This is a genomic window from Buchnera aphidicola str. Bp (Baizongia pistaciae) (assembly GCF_000007725.1).
GTDB classification, from domain to species: Bacteria; Pseudomonadota; Gammaproteobacteria; order Enterobacterales; family Enterobacteriaceae; genus Buchnera_B; species Buchnera_B aphidicola_H.
On the sequence record NC_004545.1, the window covers coordinates 333,877 to 354,080 of the forward strand.

At 25.4% G+C, this 20,204-nt stretch carries 15 protein-coding genes; 7 read left to right on the forward strand and 8 right to left on the reverse strand.

Going from position 1 to position 20,204, the window contains the following annotated elements; all coding sequences use genetic code 11:
• Positions 1-128: 128 nt before the first annotated feature.
• From rpsA to serS, 5 genes are all read right to left on the reverse strand, one after another.
• Positions 129-1,829, reverse strand: coding sequence for a 30S ribosomal protein S1 (gene rpsA, locus BBP_RS01435; RefSeq protein WP_011091412.1), 1,701 nt, complete (start codon positions 1,827-1,829; stop codon positions 129-131).
• Positions 1,830-1,939: 110 nt separating this feature from the next.
• The gene (gene cmk / locus BBP_RS01440) at positions 1,940-2,632 is read right to left on the reverse strand and encodes a (d)CMP kinase (protein ID WP_011091413.1); all 693 of its coding nucleotides are present in this window, start codon (positions 2,630-2,632) and stop codon (positions 1,940-1,942) included.
• A gap of 156 nt (positions 2,633-2,788) precedes the next feature.
• Positions 2,789-4,072, reverse strand: a complete 1,284-nt coding sequence (gene aroA, locus BBP_RS01445; RefSeq protein ID WP_011091414.1) for a 3-phosphoshikimate 1-carboxyvinyltransferase — start codon at positions 4,070-4,072, stop codon at positions 2,789-2,791.
• Positions 4,073-4,145: 73 nt separating this feature from the next.
• Positions 4,146-5,267, reverse strand: coding sequence for a 3-phosphoserine/phosphohydroxythreonine transaminase (gene serC / locus BBP_RS01450; protein ID WP_011091415.1), 1,122 nt, complete (start codon positions 5,265-5,267; stop codon positions 4,146-4,148).
• A 112-nt stretch (positions 5,268-5,379) separates the two neighbouring features.
• A complete protein-coding gene (gene serS, locus BBP_RS01455) occupies positions 5,380-6,678 on the reverse strand; it encodes a serine--tRNA ligase (RefSeq protein WP_011091416.1) in 1,299 nt (432 codons plus the stop codon).
• A gap of 651 nt (positions 6,679-7,329) precedes the next feature.
• Between serS and trxB the strand changes: the two genes are divergently transcribed.
• The 3 genes from trxB to aspS all read left to right on the forward strand — a co-directional run bounded on the left by trxB (position 7,330) and on the right by aspS (position 10,389).
• On the forward strand, positions 7,330-8,310 hold the full coding sequence (gene trxB, locus BBP_RS01460) for a thioredoxin-disulfide reductase (RefSeq protein ID WP_011091417.1): 981 nt from the start codon (positions 7,330-7,332) through the stop codon (positions 8,308-8,310).
• A gap of 54 nt (positions 8,311-8,364) precedes the next feature.
• Positions 8,365-8,583: a translation initiation factor IF-1 gene (infA, locus tag BBP_RS01465; RefSeq protein WP_011091418.1), complete on the forward strand. Its 219-nt coding sequence runs from the start codon at positions 8,365-8,367 to the stop codon at positions 8,581-8,583.
• 75 nt (positions 8,584-8,658) lie between these two features.
• On the forward strand, positions 8,659-10,389 hold the full coding sequence (gene aspS / locus BBP_RS01470; protein WP_011091419.1) for an aspartate--tRNA ligase: 1,731 nt from the start codon (positions 8,659-8,661) through the stop codon (positions 10,387-10,389).
• 91 nt (positions 10,390-10,480) lie between these two features.
• Here the strand turns inward: aspS and BBP_RS01475 are convergent, their stop codons facing one another.
• Together BBP_RS01475 and znuC are read right to left on the reverse strand one after the other, a co-directional pair.
• Entirely contained in the window at positions 10,481-11,266 is a 786-nt protein-coding gene (locus BBP_RS01475) for an iron chelate uptake ABC transporter family permease subunit (protein ID WP_011091420.1), read from the reverse strand.
• Positions 11,267-11,301: 35 nt separating this feature from the next.
• Entirely contained in the window at positions 11,302-12,018 is a 717-nt protein-coding gene (znuC, locus tag BBP_RS01480) for a zinc ABC transporter ATP-binding protein ZnuC (protein ID WP_011091421.1), read from the reverse strand.
• Positions 12,019-12,227: 209 nt separating this feature from the next.
• Here znuC and BBP_RS02950 point away from each other — a divergent pair, with 209 nt between their 5' ends.
• Positions 12,228-13,334 (forward strand): peptidoglycan DD-metalloendopeptidase family protein, encoded by a 1,107-nt coding sequence (locus BBP_RS02950; RefSeq protein ID WP_050703096.1) that lies wholly within the window; start codon positions 12,228-12,230, stop codon positions 13,332-13,334.
• A gap of 68 nt (positions 13,335-13,402) precedes the next feature.
• Here BBP_RS02950 and pyk read toward each other — a convergent pair whose 3' ends face one another.
• On the reverse strand, positions 13,403-14,842 hold the full coding sequence (gene pyk, locus BBP_RS01490; RefSeq protein ID WP_011091423.1) for a pyruvate kinase: 1,440 nt from the start codon (positions 14,840-14,842) through the stop codon (positions 13,403-13,405).
• A gap of 448 nt (positions 14,843-15,290) precedes the next feature.
• Here pyk and zwf point away from each other — a divergent pair, with 448 nt between their 5' ends.
• From zwf to BBP_RS01505, 3 genes are all read left to right on the forward strand, one after another.
• Positions 15,291-16,763 carry a glucose-6-phosphate dehydrogenase gene (gene zwf, locus BBP_RS01495; RefSeq protein ID WP_011091424.1) on the forward strand — a complete coding sequence of 491 codons (1,473 nt, stop codon included), beginning with the start codon at positions 15,291-15,293 and terminating at the stop codon, positions 16,761-16,763.
• Positions 16,764-17,095: 332 nt separating this feature from the next.
• Positions 17,096-17,971, forward strand: coding sequence for a protease HtpX (htpX, locus tag BBP_RS01500; protein WP_011091425.1), 876 nt, complete (start codon positions 17,096-17,098; stop codon positions 17,969-17,971).
• Positions 17,972-18,611: 640 nt separating this feature from the next.
• A complete protein-coding gene (locus BBP_RS01505; RefSeq protein ID WP_011091426.1) occupies positions 18,612-20,171 on the forward strand; it encodes a TerC family protein in 1,560 nt (519 codons plus the stop codon).
• Positions 20,172-20,204 lie beyond the last annotated feature (33 nt).

Below are 20,204 nucleotides of genomic sequence, written 5' to 3' on the forward strand. Positions count from 1 at the left end.
AAAAATTATTGAACAACAACAAATATAATTACTAACACAACCTTTAGTATTTAAATTATTAACATTACTTACTGAACAGATAGTTTTTGAAAAAATTAGTTATAAATATTACACAAAATAATAATTTTTTAATCAACATTTTTAGCTGCTTTAAACGCTTCAGTCATAGCATTGGAAAAATTTTTATCTTTATCTATTTCTTGTTTATGACTATTATTTTTTTTTATGTCATTACTTATTTTAAGTTCTTGTTTTTCAAGTATAGATAAATATATGATTCTTTCTTTTTTGTCTATACTATTTAATTTTACTTCAACTATTTCACCAATTTTTGCTTTATTCCAAGGTTTGTTGTCATGTACATTCATAATTTCATCAGAAATATTTAAAAATTTTATCAATCCGTCGATATGTTCTGATAACGAAACAACAATAACATTATTATCAATTTTTTTAATAGTTCCAGATACTAAACTACCTTTTTTATGACTAGAAACATATTTTGCAAATGGGTCTTCTTGTAATTGTTTAATTCCAAGAGAAATTCGTTCTCTATCTGGATCAACTTGTAACACCACTGCTAAAACCTCTTCTCCTTTTTTATATTTTTTTACGGATTCTTCACCAGATATATTCCAAGATATATCAGATAAATGAACTAAACCGTCAATACTACCTTCTAAGCCAATAAATATTCCAAAATCTGTAATAGATTTAATTTTTCCTACTACATGACTTCCCTTGTTGTATTTCTTAGAAAACTCCATCCAAGGATTGTTTTTACATTGTTTTAATCCTAAAGAAATACGTCTTCGTTCTTCATCTATATCTAAAATCATTACTTTAACAACGGAATTCACTTGTACCATCTTTGATGGATGAATGTTTTTATTTGTCCAATCCATTTCCGAAACATGTACTAACCCTTCTACTCCTTCTTCAATTTCTACAAAACATCCATAATCTGTTAAATTTGTGACTCTTCCTGTTATTTTAGTTTTTTCGGGATAACGTTCAGAAATTTTTGTCCAAGGATCATCGCTTAACTGTTTTAAACCTAAAGAAACTCTAATCTTTTCTCGATCAAATTTTAATATTTTAATTTTAACTTCATCACCTATATTTACAATTTCACTAGGGTGTTTTACTCGTTTCCAAGCCATGTCAGTAATATGTAACAATCCGTCTACGCCTCCTAGATCTACAAATGCTCCATAATCAGTTAGATTTTTTACAATACCTGATACTATCAGACCTTCTTGTAAAGTTTCCAACAATAAGTTTCGTTCAGCATTATATTCGGATTCAATTACAGCACGTCGTGATACAACTACATTATTTCGTTTTTGGTCTAATTTAATAACTTTAAATTCTAATTCTTTACCCTCTAAATGCATGGTTTCTCGAACAGGTCGTATATCTACCAATGATCCAGGTAAAAACGCACGAATATCTTCTAATTCAACAGTAAAACCACCTTTAACTTTTCCATTTATTAATCCAACAACAGTTTTAGAATCTTTATATGCTTGTTCCAAAGTTAACCAAGCTTCATGTCTTTTAGCTTTTTCGCGTGATAATAATGTTTCTCCAAATCCATCTTCAATAGCATCTAATGCAACATCTATTTGATCACCTACTTTAACCTCAAGTTCTCCTTGAGAATTTTTAAATTGATCTATAGGAATTTTAGATTCAGATTTTAGCTTCGCATCTACTAATATTGTATCTTTGGTAATAGCAACAACAGTACCTTGAATAATTGAACCTGGTCGAGTCTTAATGTTTTTAAGGGATTCTTCAAATAATTGTGCGAAAGATTCAGTCATATTAATAATCGTAAAGTATAATTTTAACATCTATTTAGTGTCATTACTTAAATAGAGTTACGTATAAGATCTATAATTTTCCTTATTATAGGCTAAAATAAAAATAATAATTATAATTTAAACTTTTGCATTTTTAGTATGTAACTCAGTAATACATTACTTACTTGTTTTAAACTCATATAGGTAGAATCTATTAAGATAGCATTTTTTGCAGGAATTAATGGAGATATTTTTCGATTATGATCGCGTTGATCACGTGTTTTCATGTCATAAAATATTTTTTTATAATTACAACTATTAATACCTTTTTTTTCATATTCTAAACAACGTCGTGCTACTCTTGTTTTAAAATCTGATATTAAAAAAAATTTTATTATTGCATCTGGAAAAACTACTGTTCCCATATCACGCCCATTAGCTATTAATCCAGGAAATTTTCTAAATGATCGTTGTTGAAATAAAAGAAAATGTCTAATATAAGGAATACAAGCTAATCTTGATGCTAAGTTTCCAATGTATTCTTGACTAATATTAGTAAATAGGGATTGTGATATTACATAGTTTTTAAAATTAATACGTTGAATAAAATCATGTAAATTTATATTTTTAAATAAAATGTTTAAATTTCTTGATGAAAAACAAACATTATTTTTAAAAATTATAAATGCTAAAACTCTATATATCCAACCTGATTCTAATACGTTCCATTGAAGTTTTTTAGAAATTACTTTACATACTGAACTTTTTCCTACTCCGCTTGGGCCATCAATTGTAATAACAGGTACTAAGTTTTTAAAAGACATATTTTATATAATGTTTTTAAAATAAAATAATTTGTGAAAGAAATGGTTTTTAAAAATCTAAACTAAAAAAATAATATTATTTCCTAAATCTTTATTTAAAAACTTAAAAATAACATAGTTTGTGTATAAAATATATATGTAACTGCATATAAAATTTTAATATGAACAAATAGATTTTAACTTTTGAAAATAATCTGGGAACGTTTTGTTTACGCACTTGTAGTTGAGTAATGTAACTTTTATACCAGATAATGCTATCAGCGCAAAACACATAGCTATACGATGATCATCATATGTATTTATTTTTGCGTAAACAAAATTAATTGGCGGTAAGATTTCAATATAATCGTTACCTTCTATCACCTGTGCTCCTATTTTTTTTAGTTCATTAGTCATAGCAGACAATCGATCTGTCTCTTTAACCCTCCAATTATATATATTTCTAATTACAGTTTTTCCTTTAGAAAAAAGTGCTACAATAGCGATAGTCATAGCAGCATCAGGAATATCATTCATATCTAGATCAATTCCTATTAAGTCTTTTTTTTTGCAAACAATAAAATCTTTTCCAAAAGTAATATAAGCACCCATTTTTTTTAGTACATTTGCAAATTTTACATCACCTTGAATACTATTTAAACCTATTCCAGTGACTTTAACTGACCCACCCTTGATTGCCGCAGCTGCTAAAAAATATGAGGCAGAAGAAGCATCTCCTTCTATACTATATTCTTTTGGAGATATATATTTTTGCCTTCCTTGGACATTAAATTTGGTATAGTCTTTGTGTATTATCTTTATACCAAACTTAGAAATTAAATTTAATGTGATATCTATGTATGGTTTGGATACTAATTTTTCAGTTACAGTAATTGTAGAATCAAGTTGTGCTAATGGAGTTGCAATAAGCAATGCGCTCAAAAATTGGCTAGAAATTTTTCCACTTACAAAAATATTACCTCCAATAAAACCACCTTTTATTTTTATAGGTGGATATTGATCTTGTTCAGAGTATGTTATTTGTGCACCTCCTTGTTGTAACGCTTGAACTAAATGTTTTATAGGTCGTTGTTTCATTCGTTTATTTCCAGTTAATAATATATTATTATTATTTAAAGAAAATATAGCAGCTAACGAACGAAATGCTGTTCCAGCATTTCCTAAAAATAGTGATGTTTTATGACTAATATTTAACGGTTTATTACAACCTTCAATTGTACAACTTAAATTTGTATAAGAACAATTAAATTTTATCCCACATATTTTTAGTGTATTTAGCATATATTGTGTATCTTGACTATATAAAATGTTTTTTAAATGCGTAGTACTATTAGACATTGCTGACAATAATAAAGCTCTATTCGTAATACTTTTAGATCCAGGTAAATTAATTGTTCCATTGACTAAAGAAATAGGGTTTAATGTTAAACATTCATGCATATGTATTTATTTCCTTCTCATAAAGTTGTTATTTTTAATAAATAATTATTAATTTTTTTATTGATAAATATTATTATCCATACTTTTTTTCAAATATTTTCATAAAATTAATTAATTTCAGTACACCTTTTATCGGCATAGCATTATAAATAGAAGCTCTAATACCTCCTTTAAGATTATGTCCTTTCAAAGCATGTAATCCATATTTATATGCTTCTTTTACAAAAATTTCATGTAATTTAGTATTAATAATTGTAAAAGGTACATTCATGCGAGAACGATTGTTACTAACTACATCATTAATATAAAAATCTGTACTATCTATCATATTATAGAGCATATTTGATTTTATTATATTTCTTTTTTCAATTTCTTTTATACCACCTATTTTTTTGATCCATTTTAAAATTAGTCCAGATAAATATAAAGAAAATGTATTTGGAGTGTTAAACATTGAATTACTATTAACAAGTATTTTATAATTTAGAATAGATGGTACATATGAATTAATATTTTGTAATAAACTTTCATGCATAATAATTAGCGTAATTCCAGAAGGGCCAATATTTTTTTGCGAACTAGCATAGATAAAACTATATCGTTCTAAATTAATTCTTTTCGACAAAATTGTAGAAGAAAAATCACCTATAACTATTTTTTTATCATTAAATTTTGGCTCTTCATGAATTGCTATACCATCAATCGTTTCATTAGGACAATAATGCAAATATAGACTATTATCATTAATTTCCCAAGTATTCATAGGAAGTATATATTGTTTTTTATTATTTGTTTTACATACATTTAAAATGTTTGTATAACAATATTTTTTCGCTTCTAATGCTGCACTATAAGACCAATACCCACTATTTATATAATCTACAACATTATTATGAGAAGAATGATTAGCATTTTTTGAAAAATTCATAGGGATAGCTGAAAATTGCCCTCTTGCACCTCCATGGCAAAATACTATCTTATAACTGTTAGGAATATGTAATAATTTTCGTAAATTATGCTTTATTTCTTGAACAACAGATATAAATTCTTGGCTACGATGACTTATTTCCATGATAGATTTTTTAAGATTTTTCCAATTGTATAATTCTCTTTTAACTTGACATAATACTTCTCTTGGAATCATAGCTGGGCCAGCACTAAAATTGTAAACTTTAGTTGTGTCATTCATAATCATTTACTCAGATAAAATATCTTATATTCTATTGTTATGTTTTTATAAAAAAAACATAAATAAATTAATAATTTATAGCTAATAAAAATTTTAAACATATATATATTTTTCTTATCTATTCTAAAAATTCTAATCCATTCATGTAGTTATTTCTTAATATTTTAGGTATTTTAATTCTCCCGTCTTTTTGCTGATAATTTTCTAAAATTGCTGCTAAAGTTCTTCCAACAGCTAATCCAGATCCATTAATAGTATGTATAAAAATTTTTTTATTTTGTGCGTTACAATGAAATCTTGCTTTTATTCTTCGAGCTTGAAAATCTAACATGTTGGAACAAGAAGATACTTCTCGATAAACATTTTGAGAAGGAAACCACACTTCTAAATCATAGGTTTTAGAAGACGAAAATCCTATATCTCGTGTACATAATAACGTTTTTCGATATGGTAATTTTAATAATTTCAAAACTCTTTCAGCATGTATTGTTAATTCTTCCAATTTCTGCATAGAATCACTTGGATGTACAATCTGAACAATCTCTACTTTATCAAATTGATGCGTACGAATTAAACCTTGTGTATCTCGTCCGTAAGACAGAGCTTCTGAACGAAAGCAAGGTGTTTTAGCAACTAACATAATTGGTAATTGTTGTTCATCTAATATACAATCACGAAACAAATTAGTTAACGGAACTTCAGCAGTCGGTATTAATGCAAAATTATTATTATTTTGTGATTCATCTAAAAGTGATTTAGCGTAAAATAAATCCGTTTTAAATCTAGGTAATTGACCTGTACCATATAAATTATTTGTTTTAACTAAACATGGAACATATGTTTCTAGATATCCATGTTCATTAGTATGCAAATCTAACATAAATTGTCCTAAAACTCGATATAAAAGAGCTATTTTTCCTTTCATAATGAAAAATCTAGATCCAGAAATATTAGCTGCAGATTTCCAATCAAAACCATTGAGATGATTTCCTAATTCAACATGGTTTTTAATTTTAAAATTATAATTTTTTATAATTCCCCAACGACTAACTTCTTGATTATCATCTGAACCCATTCCATCAGGAATGTTAATATCTGGAAGATTAGGAATATTCATTAAAAAAATATGAATTTGTTCTAATAAAATTTTGAGTTCTTTTTTCATAACGTCTATTTTTTTTTTTAATGTTATTATTCTTTCTTTCATACATTGAATATTTGGATGTATAAGTTTTATTCTTCCAATATGTTTAGATAAAGTGTTATGTCTTGATTGAAGCTCTTCTACTTTAGTTTGTAAAATTTTTCGTTTTTTTTCCATTTCAGTAAATTGTTTTACATCTAACGAAAACCCGCGTCTAGCTAAGTTTTTAAAAACAAACTCTATATGGTTGCGTAACAAATTAGGATTTAGCATAATTATATTATTTTATTTTATCTGAATTTTAACATGAAATTGTGTAATATCTATTAAATTAGATAGTAAGTTTATTGATTTTTAAAACATTTATTTAGTTTCATAATCTATATTACCTTTAAATTCATAGTTATTAATAGACATTTTTTAATATCTTTTTAAGGAAGCTATGTTGTTTCTACAAGATAATTTATTTATGATTAAATATAAAAATTACATTTTTTATACATTCTTCTTGATTATTTTAAGTGAAGGTTGTATTGTCACGCTATTTTAAATGAAATTAGTTCTTTATTTAAAAAACATATTTAGCAAATATTAATTATTTTATATCCATGTTATTTTTAATAAAATTAAAATTTATTTATTTCTTCTCTAAAATGTATTCTTTATTAAAAATTATTATTTTTAAATATTAAAATGAAATGTTTAAATTATATAGGATTAAATTTTTAATTTTTTCTTATTTTAAATTAAATTTTTTATCAAGTTTAAAATTGAAATAAAAATTATGTTATAATAATTTTTATTTCAAAAACAATTAATATGCAATAGATAACATTTAAAAAAACAAAATATATAAATTTTATGTTTTTTACAAAACTAATTTAAATAACTTTATGTCTATCTTATAAATGATATATATCATTCATGATTGAAAATACATTGAAAATTGAACATCATAAATTAATTATTTTGGGATCTGGACCAGCAGGATATACTGCAGCTATTTATTCCGCTAGAGCAAATCTAGAACCCTTGTTGTTCACTGGAAACAACAAAGGAGGACAACTTATAAATACTAACGAAATAGAAAATTGGCCTGGAGATTCAAAATCACTTACAGGTTTAGAATTAATGGAAAGAATGCATAACCATGCAAAATCATTAAATACTAAAATTATTCCTAACGAAATTATTCGTGTAAACTTTTTTAAAATACCATTTTTATTGGTAAGCGATACTAATCAATATTACACTTCTGATTCAGTAATTATTGCTACAGGTGCATCTCCAAAATATTTAGGTCTAACTTCAGAATCTAAATTTATAGGAAAAGGGGTATCAGTATGCGCTGTTTGTGATGGCTTTTTTTATAAAAACGAAGACGTTGCTGTAGTAGGCGGAGGAAACACTGCTTTAGAAGAAGCATTATATTTATCTAATATAGCAAGAAAAGTATATTTAATACATCGACGCAAAACATTTAGCGCTGAAAAAATATTAATTTCTCGTATGTTAAACAAAACAAAAAAAAATATAATTTTGCGTACAGGATGCATCGTGAACAAAATTATTGGAGGAGTAAACGGTGTACGTGGAGTACAAATTACATGCAATGATTCTAAAGAAAATAAATGTTTAATAAATTTATCCGGGGTTTTTATAGCTATTGGACATGCTCCCAATACCAAACTTTTTAAAAATCAATTATTCATGAAAAATGATTATATCCTAGTAAAATCAGGAATTCATGGAAATGTTACTCAAACCAACATTCCAGGAATTTTTGCAGCAGGTGATGTAATTGATCATGTTTATAAACAAGCGATCACATCTTCAGCAAGCGGGTGTATGGCTGCTCTAGATGCAGAAAAGTATATTGATCAAAAATATGGTTTTAAAATATAAATATGTTAATATTTAGCGATTATTGACATAAAAATACATAATAATGAGAATAACATGACAAAAGAAGATTGCATAGAAATGCAGGGGGTGGTAATAGACACTCTTCCTAATACTATGTTTCGTGTACAATTAGATAACAAACATATTGTAACAGCACATATTTCAGGAAAAATGAGAAAAAATTATATACGCATCCTAACTGGAGATAAAGTAACCTTAGAATTAACTCCATATGATTTGAGTAAAGGTAGAATTATATTTCGTAGCCGATAAAATATTATAGTAAAAATTATACCTATAAGAAGTATATTTTGCTTTTAATAAAATCACTGTTGGTAGGGCCTATTTATGAGAACCAATTTCTGTGGAACATTAAATGTATCACATGTAGGAAAGACGATAAAATTATGTGGTTGGGTTAATAAATTTAGAAACTTAAAAGAAATATTATTTATCGATATACGTGATCAAACGGGGATTATACAAGTATTATTTAGTAAAAAATCAGAATTATTGTTCAAAAAAGCTGCTGATCTTCGTAATGAGTTTTGTATACAAGTGTTAGGAATTGTTCAAGAACGAATCACAAAAAATAAAAATTATACAATGTCTACAGGAGAAATAGAAATTTTCGCATTAGAATTAAAAATTTTTAATAAATCTCAACCATTACCTATAGATTTAAAATCCTGCAATATAGAGGAAACTCGTTTAAAATTTCGTTACTTAGATCTTAGACATCCTAATATGATTCGTAATATTATTATTAGGAACGATATTACTATTATTATTAGAAACTTTATGAAAAAAAATAAATTTTTAGATATTGAAACACCTATATTAACTAAGTCTACACCAGAAGGCGCACGAGATTATATAGTACCAAGTAGAATTCACAAAAATAAGTATTATGCATTACCCCAATCCCCCCAATTATTTAAACAATTACTTATGATATCTGGAATTGACAGGTACTATCAAATTGCAAAATGTTTTCGAGATGAAGATTTACGTTCAGATCGGCAACCTGAATTTACACAAATTGACATTGAAGTATCATTTTTAAATGCAAAAAAAGTACGAAAAATTATCGAACGTATGATTACAAGCGTATGGAATAAAATTATCAACGTTCATTTAAAAAAATTTCAAAAATTAAGTTTTTATGATGCAATAAAAATGTATGGTACAGACAAACCTGATTTAAGAAATCCTATACAATTGATAGATGTAACAAATATCATTCATGTAAAAAATAACATTAATGCTATAACTTTACCTAATAAAAAAACTCAACAAAATATAGTGATTGCAATGTGTATACCAAGGGGTATGTCCTTAAATATTAATTACATTAATTCATATCATCATTTAGTACAAAAATACACCAAAAATAAGTTATTTAACGTTGAAGTGTTAAATCATTGTCCGATTAAAGAACAAAAAAAAACATCTTTTCATAAAAAACCTTCTAGTGATTTAACATTTCAATTAATTTCTAAAACTTCTGCAAAACATGGAGATATGATATTCTATCTATCTGAAAAATCCCCTTTAGTATATGAAATTATGGGAAAACTAAGAATAGAATTAGGAAAAGATCTTAACTTAATTGATTATAATTCTTGGAAACCATTATGGATAACTAACTTTCCATTATTTAAAAAAAATGAGTTAAATCAGTACATTTCAACTCATCACCCTTTTACAGCTCCAAAATATATGAAAATTGACACCTCTATAACAAATTATGAAGAGATTGTTGCTGATTCTTATGATTTAGTAATTAATGGTTATGAAATAGGTAGTGGATCAGTTAGAATTCATGATTTAGAATTACAAAAAACTGTTTTTAATATTTTAGGTATAAATACAGTATTGCAAAAGAATAATTTTAATTTTTTTTTAAACGCTCTTAAGTATGGTACACCACCTCATGCTGGTATTGCGCTTGGGTTAGATAGAATTACAATGTTATTAACAAATAGTCACAACCTTAGAGATGTAATAGCCTTTCCAAAAACTACTACAGGATCTTGTTTAACTACTGGAGCACCAAGTAAAATTATACATTTTTAAATTCTATGATAATAATATAAAATAATATATGTAATTAATTATGTACATAAAATTTTAAACATAATTTATTTTTAAAATTTAGATAAAATCACTATAATATTTTTTTTAAATTACTTATCACAAAAACAATTGAAGAACAAAATACTATTGTTGGACTAATTGCAAGATTATAATAAACAGACATTAATATTCCCCAAGTTATTGATATAATTCCAATTATAACGGAAAAAAATGCCATTTTTTCTGGTGAGGTAGAAAAGCGTTGCGCTGTTGCTGCTGGAATAATTAATAATGATATAGCTATCAGTGATCCGATAAATTTTATAGCTATTCCTATGGTTAATGTAATTAAGAATATTAATATACTATTAATTTTAAGAACGTTTACACCATCTATTTTAGCTAAATCAGAGTTTATAGTAGTTAATAACATTAAATCCCAATACCATACTAGAACAAAAAGTATGCTAACACAACTAATTATTAAAATTACTATATCAATATAAGTAACTTCTAATAAATTTCCAAATAAATAATTAGTTAACTTATTTTTTTGAAAATTAGAAATTGAATTTATTATTATCATACCTAACGACAAAAAACTATAACCAATAATTCCAAGAATTGTATCTAATGACAAAACTGTAGTATAATTCAACCAGATAATTAACATTCCAAATAATAAAATTGTAATAATTACCATAAAAAAAGGATGTATATTTAACAAAACAGCGAAAGATATACCTAACAATGATGAATGTGACAATGTATCACCAAATGAAGACATACGTCGCCATATTATAAATAAACCTAATGGTCCAGTAATAGTAGTTAATAAAACTCCAGCTAACCATCCAAAAAAAAATGTTTTATACATGTTTAATATCTCTTAAAACATAATTATAAATATATTTAAAAATCATGATGATGATTATGCCTATGACGATATAATGCTAAATAGTTTTTTCCTATATTACCAAAAATAGCGATAAACTCTGAATTTTTAGAGATAGTTTCTGGAGGTCCAGAACAACATATGTGATTATTTAAACAAATAACTTTATCTGTATTTGCCATAACTATACTTAAATCATGAGATACCATTAAAATAGAACACTTTAATTCATTTTTTATTTGATTAACTAACTTATAAAATGCTATTTTCCCAATAATATCTATGCCTTGAGTGGGTTCATCTAAAACTAACAATTCAGGTTTTTTTAATAAAGCTCGCGCTAATAATACTTTTTGCATTTCACCACCAGATAACTTTTGCAGTGGATGATGCTTTAAATGAATAATATTAATACGAGATAGCATACCTTGAATATAATTTTTATCGTTAAAATAAGATAAGTTCATGAATCGATTAACTGTTATAGGTAACGTAGAATGCAAGTTTAATTTTTGAGGTATATAACCGATGCGCAAATTGTTTTTAAAGAATATTTTTCCTTGATTAGGCTTTAACAAACCAAGAATAACTCGAACTAATGTAGATTTACCAGCACCGTTTGGCCCGATTAAAGTTAAAATACAATTTGGAGTTAAAGCTAATGAAATATTTGATAAAATTGAACGATTATTAAAATTAACAGATATATTGTTTAATTGAATAAATATAGACATATATTCATGCGCGATATACAAATTATTAATTCTATATGATATCATACTGACATGTATTTATATATTAAAAGTACAATGTTATTATTTTTTTAACACAGTTTGACTAAATAATATTTTATATATTGTTGATTTCTTAAAAAATAGACATTAAAATCATTAATTTATTAATCATGAGAATTTATAGGATGACAAAGTGTAATATATTTAACATGATATTTTTAAAATTTTCAAATGCATTTATTAAAAAGATAAAGTATTTGTCAATTATTTCTATTATTAGTGTCTTTTTACTTAATTCAAGTATCGTATACAGTTGTAGTAAAATTATTTTAATATTTGATAATAACTTTAAAGAAAATAATAAAAACATATTAAATAAATTAGTTCTTCCAATTAAAAATATTATCTTGAAAGGTACTTCTAATTTAGAATTCAACGATTATTTACTAAAACTTTCGAATTTTTATGGTTCACCTATACATAAATGTATTTATAATTTTCCATACAAAAAATTACAAAATAATAATTTAAATAATTTAAAATATATTATTTTTAAAAGTAAAATAGATAATAATTTTATTAAAAACATGCAATATCTTAATGTTTCAAATGATAATATAGATAATGTAGTACGTTGTATAAAACTAGAACTTAAAATTCACCAATTAAAACAAGATCACAAATGCAATATTTTAATTCAAAATAATAGTTTTTTAAAACATAACATTGTACAAAAAAATATAATTTTAAGTTTTGAAATTCCTTATAATACCAAAAATATTTACGGATTTTTTACAAAAAAAAATAAATTTTTTGATGTACATGGAATTAGTTCCGCTCCTATTTTTTTAAAATTTCCGTTTCTAAAAAAATATCGTATTTCTTCCAAATTTAATCCCAATAGATTTAATCCAATTACGAAAAAAAATTCACCACATCAAGGTATAGACTTTGCTATGCCAATAGGAACTCCTATTTTATCTATAGGCGACGGAGTAATATTGAATGCCAAATTTAGCATTCAAGCAGGTAATTATATTACAATACAACATAATTGTTCTTATATTACTAAATATATGCATTTAAAAAAGATCCTAGTGAAAATAGGCGATAAGGTAAAAATGCGTGATAAAATAGGATTGTCTGGAAACACTGGTTATTCTACTGGCCCTCATTTGCACTATGAAGTATGGTTACACAAGAAGGTAATAAATCCAAAAAATTTAAAAACAAGAGAATGCTTGATAAAAAAAAATTTGAAAGAACATATAAATTTTTCTAACATAATCATTACTCAATTTGAAATATTTAAATGAACTTATATTCTGGAAACATGTTATTTATCTTATAAATAAACTATTCAATAAACACAATATTAACACAATCACACTTTTAAAATTCTACTTGTATTAGTTTTTCCTACTTTTCCCATAATATCTCCTTGAGTAATAATAACTAAATTTCCAGGTTCTAAAAAACCCCTTTTTACTAATAAGTTAATAACTTCATTAGCAGCAGAAACACCTTCTTTGCTACTATTAAAAAAAATTGGCGTAACTCCTCGATATAACGCAGTTAATTTCAGCGTTTGTATATGTGAAGATAACGCGAAAATTGGTAAACCAGAAGTAATTCTAGAAGTCATTAAAGATGTTTTGCCAGATTCAGTCATAGTAATAATAGCAGTAATACCACTTAAATGATTTGCAGCATACATTGCAGACATAGCAATAGCTTCTTCAATATCATGAAATTTGTCATGAATCCTATGCTGAGAAACATTGATGCTAGGCATTTTTTCTGCCCCCATACAAACTTTAGACATAACTTTAATAGTCTCAATAGGATATTTTCCTGACGCAGTTTCCGCTGATAACATAACAGCATCACTACCATCTAATACAGCATTAGCAACATCCATGACTTCAGCACGAGTTGGCATAGGATTATTGATCATAGATTCCATCATTTGTGTAGCAGTTATAACTACTCGATTTAATTGGCGTGCTCGCCTTATCAATGTTTTTTGTATTCCAGCTAATTCAGATTCTCCTATTTCTACACCTAAATCTCCTCGTGCTACCATTATTGCATCAGATGCTAATATTATTTCATCAATTATTTTTAAATCTTTGACTGCTTCAGCTCTTTCTATTTTAGCAATTATTTTTGCTTTACTACCAAATTTTACTGCACACTTACGTGCATGATCTAAATCACTTCCATATCTCGGAAATGAAACAGCTAAATAATCTACCCCAATATCAATCGAAGTGATAATATCTCTTTTATCTTTTTTAGTTAAAATCCTTGCTGATAAACCTCCTCCTAATTTGTTAATTCCCTTATTATTAGATAACACACCACCTATAATTATTTTAGTAAATATTTCTTGATCTACTATATTAATAACCTTTAATTGTATTTTTCCATCATCTAATAAGAGAATATCACATTTTTTTACGTCTTTAGGTAAATTCTTATAATCTATTCCAACTCTTTCCGATGTCCCTAAATTTTCATTTAAATTAGCGTCTAATATGAAATAATTATTTACTTTTAAAAAAACTTTTTTATCTTGAAATTTACAAATTCGAATTTTAGGACCTTGTAAATCACCTAAAAGAGCAATGTGACAATTTAATCTTTTTGCAATACTTGTTACGAGTTTTGCTCTATAAATATGTTCTTCTCGTGTTCCATGTGAAAAGTTTAAACGAAAAACATTAACACCAGATTTAATCATATTCTCTAAAATAATATGATTATCAGTTGACGGACCTAATGTAGCAACAATTTTTGTTCGTCTAAAACGACGTATCATCTATATACTTCCTCTTTATGTTTCAAATAAATGTTTTTATTACGAAGCTTGGAAAACGTTCATACACTATTTTTATATAATATATAATTTTAATATTTTTTTATAAAAATTTCTAAATACAAACTGTCTCATATAATCTATTTTAAAATTTTTAACTATAATTACGTATATTACGAGTATATGACAAAAAGATTTTTTAGAAAATAATTATTTATAATTTTATTAGTATTATGATGCTATACTGAACATGTTATTTACTTATAAAGTTTAGATACAATAGTTGAATATATTTAATAAATAAATATTAAAAAATTAAGTAAAGAGGTTATATTATACATATTTTAAAATTTTATATTTATAAATAACAAAGTTTATCAAAAAAATGCATTACAAAATTATTACTAATTTATTTAACATTTTATTGCAAATAGAATAGTGCGAGATTATTATGAAAAATAAAAATTCAGGATATGATTTAGTTATTTTTGGAGCAAAAGGAGATCTATCTTGTAGAAAACTACTACCTTCATTATATCAATTAGAAAAAAAAAATAAATTATGTACTCACACTAGAATAATAGGCGTAGGTCGCGCTAATTGGGATAAAATTATTTATACTAATGTAGTATATAAATCATTAATTAAATTTTTAAATGAAACAATAATCGAATCTATTTGGAAAAAATTTTCGTCTCGGTTAGAATTTTGTAATTTAGATATTAATTGCTTGCACAATTTTAAAAAATTAAAACAAATAATTCAACAAAATAATAACATTATAATTAATTATCTAGCTATGCCACCTCACACATTTGGAAATATTTGTTTAGGATTAGAATCAATAAATTTAAATTTAGAACCTACGCGTATTATAATTGAAAAACCATTAGGTTCTTCTTTAAAAACATCTATAAATATTAATAACAAAATTGGAAAATTTTTTAAAGAAAAACAAATTTTTCGAATAGATCATTATCTTGGAAAAGAAACTATACAAAATTTGTTAGCATTCAGATTTTCAAATTCACTTTTTTACTATAATTGGAATAATAAATTTATTGATCATGTTCAAATTACTGTATCAGAAACAATTGGAGTTGAAGGAAGATTTAATTATTTCGATACAGTTGGACAAATTAAAGATATGGTTCAAAACCATTTATTACAAATATTGACGATTACTACTATGTCGACACCAATTGATTGCCATGAAAATAGCATAAGGGATGAAAAAGTAAAAATTTTAAAATCATTACGACCATTTAACATTAATAATATTCATAAAAATGTAATATTAGGTCAATATACTTCAGGAATAATAAATCAAAAAAAAGTTAAATCTTATTTAGATGAAACTAATAATCAAGAATATCAAATGAATAAATATACCGAAACATTTGTATCTATGAAAATATATATCGATAATGATCAATGGTCTGGAGTCCCATTTTATTTGCGTACTGGAAAACGACTTCCAAAAAAATGTTCAGAAATCGTTATTTTTTTTAAAACACCTCCTTTAAATATTTTTAGTAAAAATTACAATACGTTATCTAAAAATAAGTTAATATTATCGTTACAGCCTAACGAAGCGATTAAGATATATATTTTAAATAAAAAACCAAAACTAACTTCTCAATACAAATTAGATTTAATTACTTTAGATTTTAATTATTCAAAATTTTATAAAAAAATACAGTTATCTGATGCATATGAAAAATTGTTATTAGAAAGCATGAAAGGAATTCAGTCTCTATTTGTTAGACGAGATGAAGTTGAATTAGCATGGAAATGGATTGACTCTACTTTGCAATGTTTACATCTAAAACCTAGATTACCAGATCTATATCCAGCTGGAACTTGGGGACCTGCACGTTCGAAAACTATGATAAATAATGATGGTTACGAATGGAATGAATAAAAAAATAATTTTTCATATAAATATATTAGGTACTTGATATATAAGAATTAGTAACTATCATAGTTGATATAATTAAATTTAAGAATAAACGTATAGTGTTTAAAGTAATTATTTTAAACAAATGTATTGACTACATACATTTTCTTGTTTGTAATGAAAAATAAAAATTAATCATTAAAAAAAAATTATAAAAATTTTATTAAACATATTTATTTAAAAAACATTATTTCAATAAAAAAGTTTTTTATACTAAATTAAATGTAAAAATTTTATTTTTTTAAAATATTTTAACCAGTTGTGTTTTTATTTTATACTTAGGAAAATAATATTATATGATGCGTATAATTCTTTTTTTATTAACTAATTTGGCCGTTGTATGCGTTTTTGGATTTATTTTAAGTTTTACAAAAATACCACCTGAAAGTATTAGTGGATTACTCATTTTCTCTAGCATATTCGGATTTAGTGGGTCAATAATATCATTATTAATGTCAAAATGGATTGCTTTAAAGTCTGTTAATGGACAAGTTATTTATCAACCATCAAATAATACCGAACAATGGTTAATAGATACTATTAATTCTCAATCTAAAAAAATGGGCATAAAAACTCCAACTATAGCAATATATCATGCATTTGACATGAATGCTTTTGCAACAGGTGCATATAAAAATTCAGCATTAATTGCTGTTTCTACTGGATTACTGGAAAACATGAGTTATGATGAAGCAGAAGCAGTTTTAGCCCATGAAATAAATCATATTTCAAACGGTGACATGGTAACTATGACGTTAGTTCAAGGTATAGTTAATACTTTCGTTATATTTATCTCTCGAATTATTGCTCAATTTGCATCGTCTATTTTATCTGAAAATAGAGAAGATAATAATTCTAACAGGAATACATGGGTTTATATAATTTGTTCAACAATTTTAGAGCTCATTTTTGGAATTTTTGCTAGCATAATTACAATGTGGTTCTCACGGCATCGTGAATTTTATGCTGATGCAGGATCGGCAAAATTAGTAGGTCGCAAAAAAATGATTTCTGCATTACAAAAATTAAAATTAAGTTATGAACCTCAAGAAAAAAGCAACATAATTGCATTTTGTATAAATGGAAAACACAGTTCTTTTTTAAATTTATTTATGTCACATCCATCACTAGACAAAAGAATTCAAGCTTTATACAATAGAGACTACATGTAAAAATAACATAGATAGAAAACTTTTGATATATATCATTAAATATAATAACATTAATCAGATTTTCAACAACATTATTACCAAAAAGATGTTATTAAAAATGTTTATAATATTATTTATATGAACTATAAATTAATAAATGTTAATAAAAATATTAAATAAACGTTTTTAAAAAAACGAGTGAAATTAAATTTTGTGTGTTTAAAAATATTCAATTTTTATACCAATGTCTTATTTTAGGATCACTTAAACAAAAACATTAATTTCAAAACTAAAAAAATTTAGTTTAAAACTACCTTATTTTTTTAATATACAAATAATATTTTAATTAAAAGTTTTTAAATTTACATTTAATTAAACAATTTTACTATACTTTAAATTTAAATATTTAATTTAAAGAAAATTTTATTTAGACAATTAATATTTGTACATGTTTTAAAAACATAACGTTTTTAAAAAAGGCCTTTGTATGTTTTTACAAAAGGCCTTTATTATTAAAAAATCAATAATTTTGTTATCAAAGTATGATACTTAAGATATTAGATATTAAAATTTATCTTTAGAAAAAATTATTTATCATAACTATATTATCAATAACGTTATTACAATTCATTCTGTCCTTTTACTTTTTCGGAGTTTTTTAATGGAACTGTTTTTAGATCCATCGACTTGGGCAGGCCTGTTAACACTTATTATACTAGAAATAGTTTTAGGTATTGACAATTTAGTTTTTGTAGCAATATTGTCAGAAAAGTTGCCTCCATGTAAGCAAGATAAAGCACGCTTAATTGGTTTAAGTTTTGCATTATTCATGCGATTAGGATTACTTGCATTAATGTCTTGGATGGTCACTTTAACATCAGAAATAATTAGCAATAAATATTTTTCTTTTTCAGGACGGGATTTAATACTATTATTTGGAGGTTTATTTTTATTATTTAAAGCAACAATTGAACTACATGAAAGATTAGATAACGATATTCAGAAAAATGAAAATAATAAACATTATGCAGGATTTTGGACAATAGTAATTCAAATTGTGATTTTAGATTCTATTTTTTCATTAGACGCTATTATTACTGCTGTAGGCACAATTAATAATTTACCTATTATGATGATTGCAGTAGTCATAGCTATGGTATTAATGTTAATTGCTTCTAAACCATTAACAAAATTTATTAATCTTCATCAAACAGTTGTAGTACTATGTTTAAGTTTCTTATTAATGATTGGATGTAATTTAGTTTCAGAAGCATTAGGATTTTATGTACCAAAAGGTTATTTATATGCCGCTATAGGATTTTCTATAATTATAGAAATTTTCAATCAAATAGCTCGTAGGAATTTTATGTTACATCAATCTCGTAGACCTATGAGACAACGTGCTGCAGAAGCAATATTAAGATTAATGATTGGAGATCAATTTAGAAATACAACAACGAATATCTCAACAAAAAATAAAGATAAAGAAAAAATACGAAATCGTACTACAGACACAGAATCATTTAAAGAAGAAGAACGATATATGATAAACGGTGTTTTAACATTAGCTGCTAGATCTATTCGTAGTATTATGACACCTAGAAATGAAATTTCTTGGGTAAATATCTATCAACCAAAAAATAAAATCAGGTCTCAACTTTTAGATACACCTCACAGCTTATTTCCAGTGTGTAAGGGGCAATTAGATGAAGTTATAGGAATTGTTCGCGCTAAAGAATTATTAGTAGCTTTAGAACGTACAATTAATATAATTGATTTTTCATCTACAACACTACCAATTATCATACCGGATACACTTGATCCTATAAATTTATTAGGAGTTTTAAGACGAGCTAAAGGGAGTTTAGTGATTGTAACCAATGAGTTTGGCGCAGTTCAAGGTCTCATTACTCCATTGGATGTTTTAGAAGCTATTGCTGGAGAGTTTCCTGACGCAGATGAAACACCAGACATTATTTTTGAAAAAGATAGTTGGTTGGTAAAGGGAGGTACAGATTTGCACTCTTTACAACAATGTCTTAATATAACTAACTTAATAAAACAAGAAAATAGTTATGCTTCGTTGGCTGGATTATTAATTGCTCAAAAAGGTCAATTACCTCTTCCAGGAGAAACAATTGTAATTCCTCCCTTACGCTTTTATATTTTAGAAGCTACACAATATCGTATTAATTTAGTGCGTATTACTAAACAACATTAACTATATAACTAAACACAATTGATAACAGTTTAT

Excerpts from the sequence above, each read along its gene's own strand:
- rpsA (WP_011091412.1), bottom strand. The coding sequence starts at position 1,829 with ATGACTGAATCTTTCGCACAATTATTTGAAGAATCCCTTAAAAACATT.
- trxB (WP_011091417.1), top strand. The coding sequence starts at position 7,330 with ATGATTGAAAATACATTGAAAATTGAACATCATAAATTAATTATTTTG.
- serS (WP_011091416.1), bottom strand. The coding sequence starts at position 6,678 with ATGCTAAATCCTAATTTGTTACGCAACCATATAGAGTTTGTTTTTAAA.
- pyk (WP_011091423.1), bottom strand. The coding sequence starts at position 14,842 with ATGATACGTCGTTTTAGACGAACAAAAATTGTTGCTACATTAGGTCCG.
- BBP_RS01505 (WP_011091426.1), top strand. The coding sequence starts at position 18,612 with ATGGAACTGTTTTTAGATCCATCGACTTGGGCAGGCCTGTTAACACTT.
- cmk (WP_011091413.1), bottom strand. The coding sequence starts at position 2,632 with ATGTCTTTTAAAAACTTAGTACCTGTTATTACAATTGATGGCCCAAGC.
- infA (WP_011091418.1), top strand. The coding sequence starts at position 8,365 with ATGACAAAAGAAGATTGCATAGAAATGCAGGGGGTGGTAATAGACACT.
- aspS (WP_011091419.1), top strand. The coding sequence starts at position 8,659 with ATGAGAACCAATTTCTGTGGAACATTAAATGTATCACATGTAGGAAAG.
- BBP_RS01475 (WP_011091420.1), bottom strand. The coding sequence starts at position 11,266 with ATGTATAAAACATTTTTTTTTGGATGGTTAGCTGGAGTTTTATTAACT.
- serC (WP_011091415.1), bottom strand. The coding sequence starts at position 5,267 with ATGATTATGAATGACACAACTAAAGTTTACAATTTTAGTGCTGGCCCA.
- aroA (WP_011091414.1), bottom strand. The coding sequence starts at position 4,072 with ATGCATGAATGTTTAACATTAAACCCTATTTCTTTAGTCAATGGAACA.
- htpX (WP_011091425.1), top strand. The coding sequence starts at position 17,096 with ATGATGCGTATAATTCTTTTTTTATTAACTAATTTGGCCGTTGTATGC.
- BBP_RS02950 (WP_050703096.1), top strand. The coding sequence starts at position 12,228 with ATGATATTTTTAAAATTTTCAAATGCATTTATTAAAAAGATAAAGTAT.
- zwf (WP_011091424.1), top strand. The coding sequence starts at position 15,291 with ATGAAAAATAAAAATTCAGGATATGATTTAGTTATTTTTGGAGCAAAA.
- znuC (WP_011091421.1), bottom strand. The coding sequence starts at position 12,018 with ATGTCTATATTTATTCAATTAAACAATATATCTGTTAATTTTAATAAT.